A 13,525-nucleotide genomic window follows, 5' to 3' on the forward strand; every position below is an offset into this window, starting at 1 on the left:
AAACGCCTGGTCCGGGCCCTGCGTGGGAATCCGGAACGCAACGAGCCCCCGGCGCGGACGCCGGGGGCTCGTGGCTGTGAAGTTGTCTGTTAAATGTTGGTCTACTTCGTCAGGTCCGGACCGGACGAAGCGACCTCGGCCGGGGTGTCCGCGACGGCCGACTTCTCCTCGCCGCGGAAGGTGAACTTGGCGTCCTTGCCGTCGCCGTCCACGTCCACGACCACGATGTGGCCGGCCCGCAGCTCGCCGAAGAGGATCTTCTCGGAGAGGTGGTCCTCGATCTCGCGCTGGATGGTGCGGCGCAGCGGACGGGCACCCATGATGGGGTCGTAGCCGCGCTTGGCCAGCAGCTTCTTGGCCTCGACGCTGAGCTCCAGGCCCATGTCCTTGTCCTTGAGCCGCTCGTCCACCTTGGCGATCATCAGGTCGACGATCTGGATGATGTCGACCTCGGACAGCTGGTGGAACACCACGATGTCGTCGACGCGGTTCAGGAACTCGGGGCGGAAGTGCTGCTTGAGCTCCTCGCCGACCTTCGCCTTCATCCGCTCGTACCCGGTCTGGGAGTCACCCGTGGCCGCGAAGCCCAGGTTGAAGCCCTTGGAGATGTCCCGGGTGCCGAGGTTGGTCGTCATGATGATGACGGTGTTCTTGAAGTCGACCACGCGGCCCTGGGAGTCGGTCAGACGACCGTCCTCCAGGATCTGCAGCAGCGAGTTGAAGATGTCCGGGTGGGCCTTCTCGACCTCGTCGAAGAGGACGACCGAGAACGGCTTGCGGCGGACCTTCTCGGTCAGCTGGCCGCCCTCCTCGTAGCCCACGTACCCGGGCGGGGAGCCGAACAGCCGGGAGACGGTGTGCTTCTCGGAGAACTCGGACATGTCGAGCGCGATCAGCGCGTCCTCGTCGCCGAAGAGGAACTCGGCGAGCGTCTTGGACAGTTCGGTCTTACCGACGCCGGACGGGCCGGCGAAGATGAACGAACCGCCGGGGCGCTTCGGGTCCTTGAGGCCCGCACGGGTGCGCCGGATGGCCTGGGAGAGCGCCTTGATGGCGTCCTTCTGGCCGATGACGCGCTTGTGCAGCTCGTCCTCCATGCGCAGCAGCCGGGAGGTCTCCTCCTCGGTCAGCTTGAAGACCGGGATGCCGGTGGCGGTGGCCAGGACCTCGGCGATGAGCTCCTCGTTGACCTCCGCGACGACGTCCATGTCGCCGGCCTTCCACTCCTTCTCGCGCTTGGCCTTGGCCTGCAGGAGCTGCTTCTCGTCGTCGCGCAGGGACGCGGCCTTCTCGAAGTCCTGCGCGTCGATCGCGCTCTCCTTCTCGCGGCGCACGTCGGCGATCTTCTCGTCGAACTCGCGCAGGTCCGGCGGCGCGGTCATCCGGCGGATGCGCATGCGCGAGCCGGCCTCGTCGATCAGGTCGATCGCCTTGTCCGGCAGGAAGCGGTCCGAGATGTACCGGTCGGCCAGGGTGGCGGCGGCGACCAGGGCGGCGTCCGTGATGGAGACCCGGTGGTGGGCCTCGTAGCGGTCGCGCAGACCCTTGAGGATCTCGATGGTGTGCGGCAGCGAGGGCTCGGCGACCTGGATCGGCTGGAAGCGGCGCTCCAGCGCGGCGTCCTTCTCCAGGTGCTTGCGGTACTCGTCCAGGGTGGTGGCACCGATGGTCTGCAGCTCGCCGCGGGCCAGCATCGGCTTGAGGATGCTGGCGGCGTCGATGGCGCCCTCGGCGGCGCCCGCGCCGACCAGGGTGTGCAGCTCGTCGATGAACAGGATGATGTCGCCGCGGGTGCGGATCTCCTTGAGCACCTTCTTGAGGCGCTCCTCGAAGTCACCGCGGTAGCGCGAGCCGGCCACCAGGGCGCCCAGGTCCAGCGTGTAGAGCTGCTTGTCCTTGAGCGTCTCCGGGACCTCGCCCTTGACGATCGCCTGCGCCAGGCCCTCGACCACGGCGGTCTTGCCGACGCCGGGCTCACCGATCAGGACCGGGTTGTTCTTGGTGCGGCGGGACAGCACCTGCATGACCCGCTCGATCTCCTTCTCGCGCCCGATGACCGGGTCGAGCTTGGCCTCGCGGGCGGCCTGGGTGAGGTTGCGCCCGAACTGGTCCAGGACCAGCGAGGTCGACGGGGTGCCCTCGGCGGGCCCGCCGGCCGTGGCCGACTCCTTGCCGCCGCTGGTCTGGTAACCGGAGAGCAGCTGGATGACCTGCTGGCGCACCCGGTTGAGGTCGGCACCCAGCTTCACCAGGACCTGGGCGGCGACGCCCTCGCCCTCGCGGATCAGGCCGAGCAGGATGTGCTCGGTGCCGATGTAGTTGTGGCCGAGCTGCAGGGCCTCCCGGAGCGACAGCTCCAGGACCTTCTTCGCCCGGGGGGTGAAGGGAATGTGACCGGACGGGGCCTGCTGGCCCTGGCCGATGATCTCCTCGACCTGCTGGCGCACGGCCTCAAGGGAAATCCCGAGGCTCTCCAGGGCCTTGGCGGCGACGCCCTCGCCCTCGTGGATCAGACCCAGGAGGATGTGCTCGGTGCCGATGTAGTTGTGGTTGAGCATCCGGGCTTCTTCCTGAGCCAGGACGACAACCCGCCGCGCGCGGTCGGTGAACCTCTCGAACATCGTTTATCGCTCCTCAGAGCGGTCGGGCAGTTCGGGGTCCGTCCCCGCCCTGTCCTTCCGCATGCTAGTCCCGCTCAGCGGCGCGGCCCACGGATTCACTCCCCGGTAGAGGAGCGAGATGCTGCGCGACCAGCCGACACCAATCCCAACCTGATGCTGGGAATCGGTGTTCCCACAGGTGGGCCGGATGCACCGGAAACCGCTACGCCATCGGCGAACAAGAGTCGCCGGGGCGGAGCCGGGTCCTCTTCGGCCGGTCGCACATGCTGCCCCTGGACGGGTCGAAGAACCCGTCCACCTGCATTCATACCCGGTATCGGGGCGGTTCTCGCGCAGTTTCCGCGGTGGCGGTGTTCGCCTGGCGAGAAGTCCGGCCGCGGTGACGGTGGTTCGACGGCGGCCGGGGACGGTCGTACGCCATCCCGGGGTGTCCGCGTTACCGCTTCGCCCCTACAGCGTTGCACAGCTCGTGATTGTTCCGCCGCCCGAGCCCGCAGCCCCGGCCGGCCGGGCAGGCCCGGGCCCCGGGGCCCCCGGTGCGGCGGCCGGCCCGGTGCGCGCCGCGGGGCGCGGAGGTGTCACCTCCGCGCCCCGCGCGTGTGTCGTCGGTGCCGTACGCGGCCGCCGGGGCCCCGCATCCGCTCCGGCGGGCCGGTGGTGGCGCCGGGGTCAGGCCACGTTGGCCTTGTCGTAGGCCTCGCGGACGGTGCTCGGCACCCGGCCGCGGTCGTTGACCTCCATGCCCTGCTCCTTGGCCCACGCGCGGACCTTGGCGGTGTCGGGAGCGCTGCCGGACGGCCGCGCAGCGGCGGCGCGGCCCGGGCGGCGGGGCCCGGCCAGCCGGCCGCTCTGCTTGCGGCCCTTCTCCAGGTAGGGCGCCAGCAGACCGCGCAGCTTGTCCGCGTTGGCGCTCTTCAGATCGATCTCGTAGGCAACGCCGTCGAGCGCGAACGTCACCGTCTCGTCCGCCGAACCGCCATCGAGATCGTCTTCAAGAATGACCTGCACCCTCTGTGCCACGGGCTTCCCTTTCCGCTAAACGACCCATTGCCTAAGGAAAGGAAAGCGCCTTTCTGCGGAAAACACAAACCCTTGACCGGCGCGGAGCCGCTCAGAGGTGCAGCAGCATGCGTGAGTTGCCCAGTGTGTTGGGCTTCACCCGCTCCAGGTCGAGGAACTCCGCGACACCTTCATCGTACGAGCGGAGGAGTTCTTCATAGACGTCCGTAGCGATCGCCGCCGGGTCTGTCGTACCATCATCGGTTTCCTGGAGCTCCCCGATCTCGACGAAACCGTGTTTCGCGAAGAACGGAACCTCGAACGTCAAGCAGAAAATCCGACGGACGCCCAGCCAGCGGGCGGTCTGCACCAGCTTCTCCAACAGCACGTGCCCGATCCCGAAGCCCCGGCAGGACGGATCGACCGCGAGAGTGCGGACCTCGGCGAGGTCCTCCCACATCACGTGCAGGGCGCCGCAGGCCACCACCGCGCCGTTGTCGTCGCGTTCCGCGACCCAGAACTCCTGGACGGATTCGAACAGTGTGACTGTGGGCTTGTCGAGCAGAATGCCGTCGCGCGAGTAGGCGTCGATGAGCCCGCGTACGGCCCGTACGTCCGTGGTCCGCGCGCGGCGGATGGTGACCTCCATGGCGGGACGTTATCGCGTCGCGCCCGGCGGGGTCTCCCCGGTATCCGCTCCGCCGGTATCGGGGCCGTCCGCGGGGGAATCCGGGGCGGGCTGATCCGCCGCTGGATCGGGCGGGAACAAGGCCGCGACCCGCAAGGCGTCCCGGAGGGCCTCGCGCTGCTCCGGCGACATCAGGCCGAAGAAGTGGACCAGGGCCGCCGCGGGATTGTCGCCGGTGGCCCAGGCGTCGTTCATCAGGGCCGCCGTGTACGCCTCACGCGAGGAGACCGGTTCATATCGATAGGCCCGGCCCACCCGCTCGCGGCGCAGCCAGCCCTTTCTGTGCAGCTTGTCCAGGACGGTCATCACCGTGGTGTACGCGATTTCGCGTTCCGACTGCAGATCCAGGAGAACCTCGCGAACCGTCACCGGTCGGTTCCACCGCCACACCCGGGTCATGATGGCGTTCTCAAGTTCGCCGAGTTGCCGGACCATAGTGCGGCCAGGATAGGGAGTGAATGGGGCAAATCTTGTGAAGTGCGCCAAACCGGCGCGCCGCCACCCCCGGGAATCGGGAATGGCGGCGCGGGTGGTTCGGAGCGGCTGACGACGCCAGTCGATCAGTCGGTGTCTTCCTTGGCCTTCTGGGCCCCGCCCTGGCTGCGGATGATGGCCCGCACCAGGAATCCGAAGCCGATCGCCATGACCAGCGGCGGCACGATCGCGCTGACGTAGTCCATCAGGTCACTCCTCCTCGGTCTTCTCCGCCGCGGCGGCGGAGGCCTTCGGCTCCGGCTTCACCAGCGGGAAGAGCACGGTCTCCCGGATGTTCTTGCCGGTCAGCAGCATGATCAGGCGGTCCACGCCGAGGCCCAGGCCACCGGTCGGGGGCATCGCGTACTCCAGGGCGCGCAGGAAGTCCTCGTCCACCTGCATCGCCTCGACGTCGCCGCCGGCGGCCAGCAGGGACTGCGCGGTCAGGCGGGCGCGCTGCTCGACCGGGTCGACCAGCTCGGAGTAGGCGGTGCCGATCTCGGTGCCGAAGATCACCAGGTCCCACTTCTCGGCCACGCCCGCGACCGAGCGGTGCTGGCGGGTCAGCGGGGAGACCTCGGTCGGGTAGTCCTTGATGAAGGTCGGCCGGACGGCGTTCTCCTCCAGCAGGCGCTCCACCATCTCCAGCACGATCTGGCCGTGGCCCCAGTTCTTCTCGAACGGGATGCCGTGCTCGGTGGCCAGCGCGCGCAGCTCCTCGACGGAGGTCTCCGGGGTGACCTCGACGCCCAGGTGGGCGGAGATGCCCGGGTAGACGCTGACCTCCGCCCACGGCTCGGCCAGGTCGATCTCGTGCTCCACGCCGTGCGGGTCGAGGCCCTTGATCACCGTGGTGCCCAGGGCGTCCCGGGCGGCGTTGACGATCGTCGCGCGGATCAGCTCGGCCTGGGTGTCGTAGTCGCCGTAGGCCTCGTACGACTCCAGCGAGGTGAACTCCGGGTTGTGGGTGGAGTCCGCGCCCTCGTTGCGGAAGTTGCGGTTGATCTCGAAGACCTTCTCGGCGCCGCCGACCACCAGCCGCTTGAGGTACAGCTCGGGGGCGATGCGCATGTAGAGGTCGATGTCGTACGCGTTGATGTGCGTCTTGAACGGACGCGCGTTGGCGCCGCCGTGCACCGGCTGCAGCATCGGGGTCTCGACCTCGATGTAGCCGCGGTCCTCGTAGGTGCGGCGGATCGAGCGGACGACCTTGCTGCGCAGGTGCAGGATCTCGCGCGCCTCGGGGTTCACGATCAGGTCGACGTAGCGCTGGCGGACCCGGGCCTCCGGGTCGGTCAGGCCCTTGTGCTTGTCCGGCAGCGGGCGCAGGCACTTGGCGGTGAGCTCCCAGCGGTCCACCATCACCGACAGCTCGCCGCGCTTGGAGGTGATCACCTCGCCCTCGACGCCGACCTGGTCGCCCAGGTCGATGTCGGACTTCCAGGCCGCCAGCCGCTCGGCGCCGAGCTTGTCCAGGGAGAACATCACCTGGAGGTCGCCGGAGCCGTCGCGCAGGGTGGCGAAGCACAGCTTGCCGCCGGTGCGGGACAGGATCACCCGGCCGGTGATGCCGGCGCGCTCGCCGGTCGCGGTGTCGGGTTCGAGGTCCGGGTGCTTGGCACGCAGGTCCGCGATGGTGCTGGTGCGGGGGAATCCGACCGGGTACGGGTCGACCCCGGCCGCCCGGAGCCGGTCCAGCTTCTCGCGCCGGACGCGCATCTGCTCGGGAAGGTCGTCGGTCGCGGGGACAAGGCTCTGATCGCTCACCCCACAAGGGTAGCCAGCCACACACGGTGCTCCGCGACCGGATATCGCCGGAGGGGAGGCCGTCGGACCGACGGCCTCCCCTCCGGGGGCGGGTGCGGGCGGCTCAGCCGGTGCCGGTGGCGAGCTCGACCTCCTCGCCGTCCCGCCCGGCCTCCGGGGCGGGCCGGGCCGGAGGCTTGGGGCGGCGGCCGAAGAGTTCGGCCGGGGTGGGCATCCGGTGCGGGCGGGGCGGGGTCTGCGCGGCGGCGGGCTGCTCCGGGCGGGAGTCCCGGGAGTCGGTGCTGCTCATCGTGATCCGTCCTCCTACAGGGGTGGGGTGACTGCTGGGTGGTGCGGCGGGGTTCGGTACGGCCACCAGGTGGCGCGGCTGCCCGGTGGAGAGCGCCAGGCGCTCACGGACGGCGGCCTCGGCCAGGGCGTGGCAGCGCCCGGCGAGCCGGGAGCGGCGGGCCCGCTCGCCGTGGCCGCAGGGCTGGCGGGTCAGCCCGCGCAGGGCGGTGAGGTCCTCGGGTCCGGGCAGGTAGCCGTCGGTCACCGCCTCCTCCAGGCGCTCCAGGTAGCCGGGGGCGCTGCCGGGCAGGGCGGCGCGGTAGCGGCCGAGGTCGGCGAGCAGGAAGGCGCGCAGCCGGCCGCCCTCCTGGACGGCCTCGTCGATGGCCTCGGTCAGGTGCAGGGCGTCCTGGACGTCCTCCGCCCACAGCTCGGCGCCGGGCCCGGCGAGCGCCGTCCGGTCGGGGGCCTGGAGGTGGACGGGGACGGCGGGGTGCAGGGCTTGGGCGAGGGCTCGGCGCAGCACGCGGACTTCGTCGGCGCTGAAGGCCATGCCGCCGCGCGATCCGTGTGGCGTAGGCATGGGTTGACACTACGTGAGGAATATCCGATTTGTCGGTAACGTCGCGCGGAATTCCGCGCGGTCGGCCCGCTGGAGAAACCTTTCGCCAAGCCTGTGACGCTGCCCCGCGCCCACCGGGTCAGCCGAGTGACCGGGGGTGCGGGGCAGCGGGGACGGCGGGCGGGGTCAGCTCGGCCGGTTGCGCTCGTACACCAGGCGCAGGCCGATCAGGGTCAGCCAGGGCTCGTGCTCGTCGATGGTGGTGGCCTCGCCGAGGACCAGCGGGGCGAGCCCGCCGGTGGCGATCACCTGGACGTCGTCCGGGTCCTTGGCCAGCTCCCGGGCCATCCGCTCGACCAGGCCGTCGACCTGACCGGCGAAGCCGTAGAGGATGCCGGACTGCATGCCCTCGACGGTGTTCTTCCCGATCACGTTGCGCGGCCGGGCCAGCTCGATCTTGCGCAGCTGGGCGCCGCGGACGCCGAGCGCCTCGACCGAGATCTCGATGCCGGGAGCGATCGCGCCGCCGACGTAGTCGCCGCGCGCGTTGACGGCGTCGAAGGTGGTCGCGGTGCCGAAGTCGACCACGATGCACGGGCCGCCGTACAGGTGGTTGGCGGCCAGCGCGTTGACGATCCGGTCCGCGCCGACCTCCTTGGGGTTGTCCATCAGGACGTGCACCCCGGTCTTCACGCCGGGCTCCACGATCACCGCGGGGACGTCGCCGTAGTAGCGGCGGGTCACCTCGCGGAGCTCGTGGAGCACGGCGGGGACGGAGGAGCAGATCGCCAGGCCCTCCACCGCGGCCTCCCGGACCGCGGTGCGACTGCCCGTCAACCCGTGCAGCAGCACCGCCAGTTCGTCGGCCGTGCGGCGCGGATCGGTGGAGATCCGCCAGTGTTCCACCACTTCCTCGCCGTCGAACAGGCCGAGCGTGGTCTGGGTGTTGCCGACGTCGATGGTGAGGAGCACGGGAACGCTTTCTGCGAGTCGGGACGGGATCGGGGCAGGAACCGCTCTCGACCTGACGGTCAGGCGCGCAGGTCCAGGCCGATGTCCAGGATCGGCGAGGAGTGGGTCAGCGCGCCCACGGCCAGGTAGTCGACACCAGTCTGGGCGACCTCGCGCGCGCCGGCCAGGGTCAGTCCGCCGGAGGCCTCCAGCTTCGCCCGGCCGGCCACCAGCGCGACGGCCTCCTTCAACTGCTCGACGGTGAAGTTGTCCAGCAGGATCAGGTCCGCACCGGCCTCCAGCACCGGGGGGATCTGCGCCAGCTCGTCCACCTCGACCTCGACCGCCAGCTCCGGGTACGCGGCCCGGACGGCCCGGAAGGCCTCGGCCACGCCGCCCGCGGCGACCACGTGGTTGTCCTTCACCAGGGCGGCGTCCGAGAGCGCCATCCGGTGGTTGGCGCCGCCGCCGCAGCGGACCGCGAACTTCTCCAGGGCGCGCAGGCCCGGGGTGGTCTTGCGGGTGTCCCGGACGACCGCGCCGGTGCCCTCCAGGGCGTCCGCCCAGGCCCGGGTCGCGGTGGCGATGCCGGACAGGCGGCAGAGCAGGTTGAGCGCGCTGCGCTCGGCGGTCAGCAGGTCGCGGGTGCGCGAGCGGACCGACAGCAGCACCTGGCCGGCCTCCACCCGGTCGCCGTCCTGGACGTGCCGCTCGACCTCGAACTCCTCTTCGCAGACCAGCGAGACGACCGCCTCGGCGACCCGCAGGCCGGCCACCACGCCGGCCTGGCGGGCGGTGAAGTCGGCGGTCGCGACCGCGTCGGCGGGCACGGTGGCCACCGAGGTGACGTCCTCGCCGCCGGCCAGGTCCTCGGCCAGCGCCAGGGTGGCGATGTCCTCGACCTCGATCGGGTCCAGCCCGGCCTCCTCCAGCAGCTCGGCCAGCTGCGGGTCCAGGCCGGTCTCGTAGCCCTCGCCGTCCCCGCAGGCGCAGCCGTCGCCGCAGCCGCCCTGGTCGGCCAGGGGGAGTTCCTCGTGCGCGTGGGTCATGGTTCTACTGCTCCTCGGGAGTGCTGACGGGGTCGCCGGAGGCGGCGAGGGTGGTGATCAGGTGGCGCCGCCAGTGGGCGTCGTCGCGCTCGGGGAAGTCCTCGCGCCAGTGGCCGCCGCGGGTCTCCTCGCGCTGCGCGGCGGCCGCCACCAGGGCGGTGGCGACCAGCAGCAGGTTGGCGGCCTCCCAGGTCTCCACCCGGGGGTCGGCCGGCTTCTCCTCGGCCACGTGGGAGCGGGCCTGCTCGCCGAGCAGGGCCAGCCCGGCCGCGGCGTCGGCCAGCGAGGCGGCCGAGCGCAGTACGCCCGCGCCGCGCGACATCAGCCGCTGGATCTCGGCGCGCGCCTCGGAGGCCGGCAGCGGCACCGGCCGGGCGGCCTGCGCGGCGGCCACGTCCACGGTGCGCTCGGGCAGTTCGCCGGCCGCGTGCCGCTCGGCCAGGTCGGCGGCGATCCGCTCGGCGAAGACCAGGCCCTCCAGCAGGGAGTTGGAGGCCAGCCGGTTGGCGCCGTGCACCCCGGTGCAGGCGACCTCGCCGCAGGCGTACAGGCCGGGGACGGAGGTGCGGCCGTGCCGGTCGGTGCGGATGCCGCCGGCGGCGTGGTGGGCGGCCGGGGCGATCGGGATCGGCTCGGTGACCGGGTCGATGCCGTGCGAGCGGCAGGAGGCCAGGATGGTGGGGAAGCGGTGCTCCCACATCTCGGCCCCGAAGTGCCGCCCGTCCAGGAACATGTGGTCGGAGCCCTGCTCCTGCATGCGCCGGGTGATGGCCTTGGCGACGATGTCGCGCGGGGCGAGTTCGGCCAGCTCGTGCTGGCCGACCATGAAGCGCACGCCGTCCGCGTCCACCAGGTGGGCGCCCTCGCCGCGCACGGCCTCGGAGACCAGCGGCTGCTGGCCCGCGGCGTCCGGGCCGAGCCAGAGCACGGTCGGGTGGAACTGGACGAACTCCAGGTCGGCGGCGGCGGCGCCGGCCCGCAGGGCCAGGGCCACGCCGTCACCGGTGGAGACGGCCGGGTTGGTGGTGGCGGAGAAGACCTGCCCCAGGCCACCGGTGGCGAGCACCACGGCGCGGGCCCGGACGGCGCCGACGCCGTCGCGCTGGCCCTCGCCCATCACGTGCAGGGTCAGCCCGGCGGTGTGGCCCTCGGCGTCGGTCAGCAGGTCGAGGACGAGCGCGTGCTCGATCAGTTCGAGGTCCGGGTCGCTGCGGACGGCGGCGACCAGGGCGCGGGAGACCTCCGCGCCGGTGGCGTCCCCGCCCGCGTGCACGATCCGGTGGCGGTGGTGGCCGCCCTCGCGGGTGAGCAGGATCTCGCCGTCCGCGTCGCGGTCGAAGGCCGCGCCGACGGCGATCAGCCGGCGGACGGCGTCCGGGCCCTCGGTGACCAGGGTGCGGACGGCCTCCTCGTCGCAGACGCCGGCGCCGGCCACCAGGGTGTCGTCCAGGTGCTGCTCCGGGGTGTCCCCCTCGCCCAGGGCGGCGGCTATGCCGCCCTGGGCCCAGCGGGTGGAGCCCTCGTCCAGCACCGCCTTGGTGACCACCATGGCCCGCAGGCCGGCCTTGCGGACGTTGAGGGCGACGGTGAGACCGGCGATGCCGGAGCCGACCACGACCACGTCGGTGGCGGCGGTCCAGCCCGGGGCCGGGGCGGTGAGGCGGTGCGTAGCGGACATGACTCAGTGGCTCCTTCAGCGCGTGGCCGTGGTGGCCGCGCCGTCCTCGTCACGGTACGCCGCGTCGCCGCGGAGCAGTCCGCTGCCCTCCGGGGCCTGCGCCGGGTCGCCGCCGAAGCCGGTGATCCGGTTGTTCCCGTCCACGAAGACCACCTTCGGCTCGTAGCCCTTGGCCTCGGCCGTGTCCATCTGCCCGTAGGCGATGAGTATGACGAGGTCGCCCGGGTGGACCAGGCGGGCGGCGGCGCCGTTGATGCCGATCACGCCGGTGCCGCGCGGGCCGGCGATGGTGTACGTCTCCAGCCGGGCGCCGTTGTTGATGTCGACGATGTGGACCAGCTCGCCGGGGAGCAGGTCGGCGGCGTCGAGCAGGTCCTCGTCCACCGTGACCGAGCCGACGTAGTGCAGGTCGGCCTGGGTCACGGTGGCCCGGTGGATCTTGGACTTGAGCATGGTGCGGAGCATTGCGGGTCACGCCTCCTGTGAGTGCATGCCTGAGGGGTTGAACTACCTGTTCGGCGAACTGTTCAGCGAACGATTCCGTGCTGGACGGTCAGCTGCCTAGCGGCAGATGACGTGAACGTTGTCGATCAGGCGGGTCGAGCCCACCTGTGCGGCGACGGCCAGCACCGCCTCGCCCTGGAAGTCGTCCGCCGCCTCGGAGAAGTCGTGCGGGTCGATCAGGGCGAGGTAGTCGAGGGTGACGCCCTCGGCGCCGTCCAGGACGGCGGAGGCGGCCTCGCGCACGGCCTTCGGGCCCTGCGCGGCGACGTCCCGGCCGGCGAACAGGGCCTTGGACAGGGCGAGGGCGCGGGTGCGCTCCTCCTCGGAGAGGTAGCGGTTGCGCGAGGACAGCGCCAGGCCGTCCTCCTCGCGGACGGTCGGCACGCCGACGATCTCGACGTCGAAGTCCAGGTCGGCGACCATCCGCTGGATGAGCGCCAGCTGCTGGGCGTCCTTCTCGCCGAAGAAGGCGAAGTCCGGGTCGGTGATGTGCAGCAGCTTGGCGACGACGGTCAGCACCCCGTCGAAGTGGCCGGGGCGGGTGGCGCCCTCGAAGCGCCCGCCCATCGGGCCGGCCGCCAGGCGCACCTGCGGCTCGCCGTTCGGGTAGACCTCCTCGACGGACGGCGCGAACACCACGTCGGCGCCGTTCTCCTCGGCCAGCTTGACGTCGGCGTCCAGGGTGCGCGGGTAGCGCTCCAGGTCCTCGGCCGGGCCGAACTGCAGCGGGTTGACGAAGACCGTGACCGCGACCCGGCCCTCCCGGCCGACCTGCTTGCGGGCGGCCCGGACCAGCGCGGCGTGGCCCTCGTGCAGGGCGCCCATGGTCATCACCACGGCGTTGTCCACCGGGCTCTCGTCCGGCCAGAACGCGGCCTCGAAGTCGTCCACGGTGTGGGTGACGACGGCCCGGTGGACCTTCGGCGCCCGCTGGGCCTTGCTCGGCTGCTTCCCGCGTGCCATCAGTGCTTCTCCTCGTTCAGTACGTCCAGCAGCGCCGCCGCCGACGCGTCGTCGATCGTCCCGTTGGCGAGCGCCCGTTGCGCGGTGGCGCGGGCCATCGCCCGGTACGCCGCCGGGATGTCCGGGGACACCGTACTGAGCTGCGCCAGGTGGCGCCGTACGGTGCCCGCGTCGCCCCGGGCGACCGGGCCGGTGAGGGCCGCGTCGCCGGAGCGCAGGCTGTTGTCCAGGGCGGCGCCGAGCAGCGGGCCGAGCATCCGGCCGGGCTCGGCGACGCCGGCCGTGCGCAGCAGGTCCATCGCCTGGGCGACCAGGGTGACCAGGTGGTTCGCGCCGTGCGCGAGGGCGGTGTGGTAGAGCGGGCGGACCTCCTCGGGCACCCACTCGGGCTCGCCGCCCATCTCCACCACCAGCGCCTCGGCGACCGGCCGCAGCTCCTCGGGGGCGGTCACCCCGAAGGGGCAGCCGGCCAGCCGGGCGAGGTCCACCGAGGTGCCGGTGAAGGTCATCGCGGGGTGCAGGGCCAGCGGCAGCGCCCCGGCCCGGGCGGCGGGCTCCAGGATGCCGACGCCGTGCGCGCCGGAGGTGTGCACCAGCAGCTGACCGGGGCGGACCGCCCCGGTGGCGACCAGCCCGGCCACCAGGTCGGCGAGCGCGTCGTCCGGGACGGTCAGCAGCACCAGGTCGGCGGCGGCCATCACCTGCGGCGGGGTGACGATCCGCACGCCCGGCAGCAGGGACTCGGCGCGGCGGCGGGAGGCGGCGGACACCCCGGAGGCGGCGACCACGGTGTGCCCGGCGAGCTGCAGGGCGGCGCCCAGCGCGGGGCCGACCCGGCCGGTGCCGACCACGCCGACGGCGAGCCGGGCCGGTCGGCTGCTGGGGTCGCCGAGGCCGTCGGCGAGCGGGGCGAACTCTCCGAAGTCGGCGAAGTCGGACGAATCCATGTCCACCCTTGTCCTGAATGACCGTTCCGGTCCGCGTCGGGTACCGGACGTA

Annotated in this window: 12 protein-coding genes; all 12 read right to left on the reverse strand. The window is 72.0% G+C overall.

Going from position 1 to position 13,525, the window contains the following annotated elements; translation table 11 throughout:
• Positions 1 to 101: 101 nt before the first annotated feature.
• A complete protein-coding gene (locus tag ACFC1T_RS00460) occupies positions 102 to 2,621 on the reverse strand; it encodes an ATP-dependent Clp protease ATP-binding subunit (protein WP_375881675.1) in 2,520 nt (839 codons plus the stop codon).
• A gap of 669 nt (positions 2,622 to 3,290) precedes the next feature.
• Positions 3,291 to 3,641: an Lsr2 family protein gene (locus ACFC1T_RS00465; protein ID WP_375881678.1), complete on the reverse strand. Its 351-nt coding sequence runs from the start codon at positions 3,639 to 3,641 to the stop codon at positions 3,291 to 3,293.
• A gap of 91 nt (positions 3,642 to 3,732) precedes the next feature.
• Positions 3,733 to 4,269 carry an amino-acid N-acetyltransferase gene (locus ACFC1T_RS00470; protein ID WP_375881681.1) on the reverse strand — a complete coding sequence of 179 codons (537 nt, stop codon included), beginning with the start codon at positions 4,267 to 4,269 and terminating at the stop codon, positions 3,733 to 3,735.
• Between the two features lie 9 nt (positions 4,270 to 4,278).
• Entirely contained in the window at positions 4,279 to 4,743 is a 465-nt protein-coding gene (locus ACFC1T_RS00475; RefSeq protein ID WP_375881683.1) for a BlaI/MecI/CopY family transcriptional regulator, read from the reverse strand.
• 249 nt (positions 4,744 to 4,992) lie between these two features.
• A complete protein-coding gene (lysX, locus tag ACFC1T_RS00480) occupies positions 4,993 to 6,549 on the reverse strand; it encodes a bifunctional lysylphosphatidylglycerol synthetase/lysine--tRNA ligase LysX (protein ID WP_375881685.1) in 1,557 nt (518 codons plus the stop codon).
• A gap of 103 nt (positions 6,550 to 6,652) precedes the next feature.
• The gene (locus tag ACFC1T_RS00485) at positions 6,653 to 7,402 is read right to left on the reverse strand and encodes a hypothetical protein (RefSeq protein ID WP_375881688.1); all 750 of its coding nucleotides are present in this window, start codon (positions 7,400 to 7,402) and stop codon (positions 6,653 to 6,655) included.
• Between the two features lie 165 nt (positions 7,403 to 7,567).
• Complete coding sequence (locus tag ACFC1T_RS00490) at positions 7,568 to 8,353, reverse strand: type III pantothenate kinase (protein WP_375881691.1); 786 nt, start codon at positions 8,351 to 8,353, stop codon at positions 7,568 to 7,570.
• 59 nt (positions 8,354 to 8,412) lie between these two features.
• Positions 8,413 to 9,381 carry a carboxylating nicotinate-nucleotide diphosphorylase gene (gene nadC / locus ACFC1T_RS00495; protein ID WP_375881694.1) on the reverse strand — a complete coding sequence of 323 codons (969 nt, stop codon included), beginning with the start codon at positions 9,379 to 9,381 and terminating at the stop codon, positions 8,413 to 8,415.
• Positions 9,382 to 9,385: 4 nt separating this feature from the next.
• Positions 9,386 to 11,059, reverse strand: a complete 1,674-nt coding sequence (locus tag ACFC1T_RS00500) for an L-aspartate oxidase (RefSeq protein WP_375881697.1) — start codon at positions 11,057 to 11,059, stop codon at positions 9,386 to 9,388.
• 15 nt (positions 11,060 to 11,074) lie between these two features.
• Positions 11,075 to 11,524 (reverse strand): aspartate 1-decarboxylase, encoded by a 450-nt coding sequence (gene panD, locus ACFC1T_RS00505; RefSeq protein WP_375881700.1) that lies wholly within the window; start codon positions 11,522 to 11,524, stop codon positions 11,075 to 11,077.
• A gap of 96 nt (positions 11,525 to 11,620) precedes the next feature.
• A complete protein-coding gene (gene panC / locus ACFC1T_RS00510) occupies positions 11,621 to 12,526 on the reverse strand; it encodes a pantoate--beta-alanine ligase (RefSeq protein WP_375881702.1) in 906 nt (301 codons plus the stop codon).
• Positions 12,526 to 13,473 (reverse strand): Rossmann-like and DUF2520 domain-containing protein, encoded by a 948-nt coding sequence (locus ACFC1T_RS00515; RefSeq protein ID WP_375881705.1) that lies wholly within the window; start codon positions 13,471 to 13,473, stop codon positions 12,526 to 12,528. Before ACFC1T_RS00515 ends, panC begins: the two co-directional genes overlap by 1 nt.
• Positions 13,474 to 13,525: the final 52 nt, after the last annotated feature.

The sequence above is a fragment of the Kitasatospora sp. NPDC056076 genome (genome assembly GCF_042266305.1).
Classification (GTDB): Bacteria; Actinomycetota; Actinomycetes; order Streptomycetales; family Streptomycetaceae; genus Kitasatospora.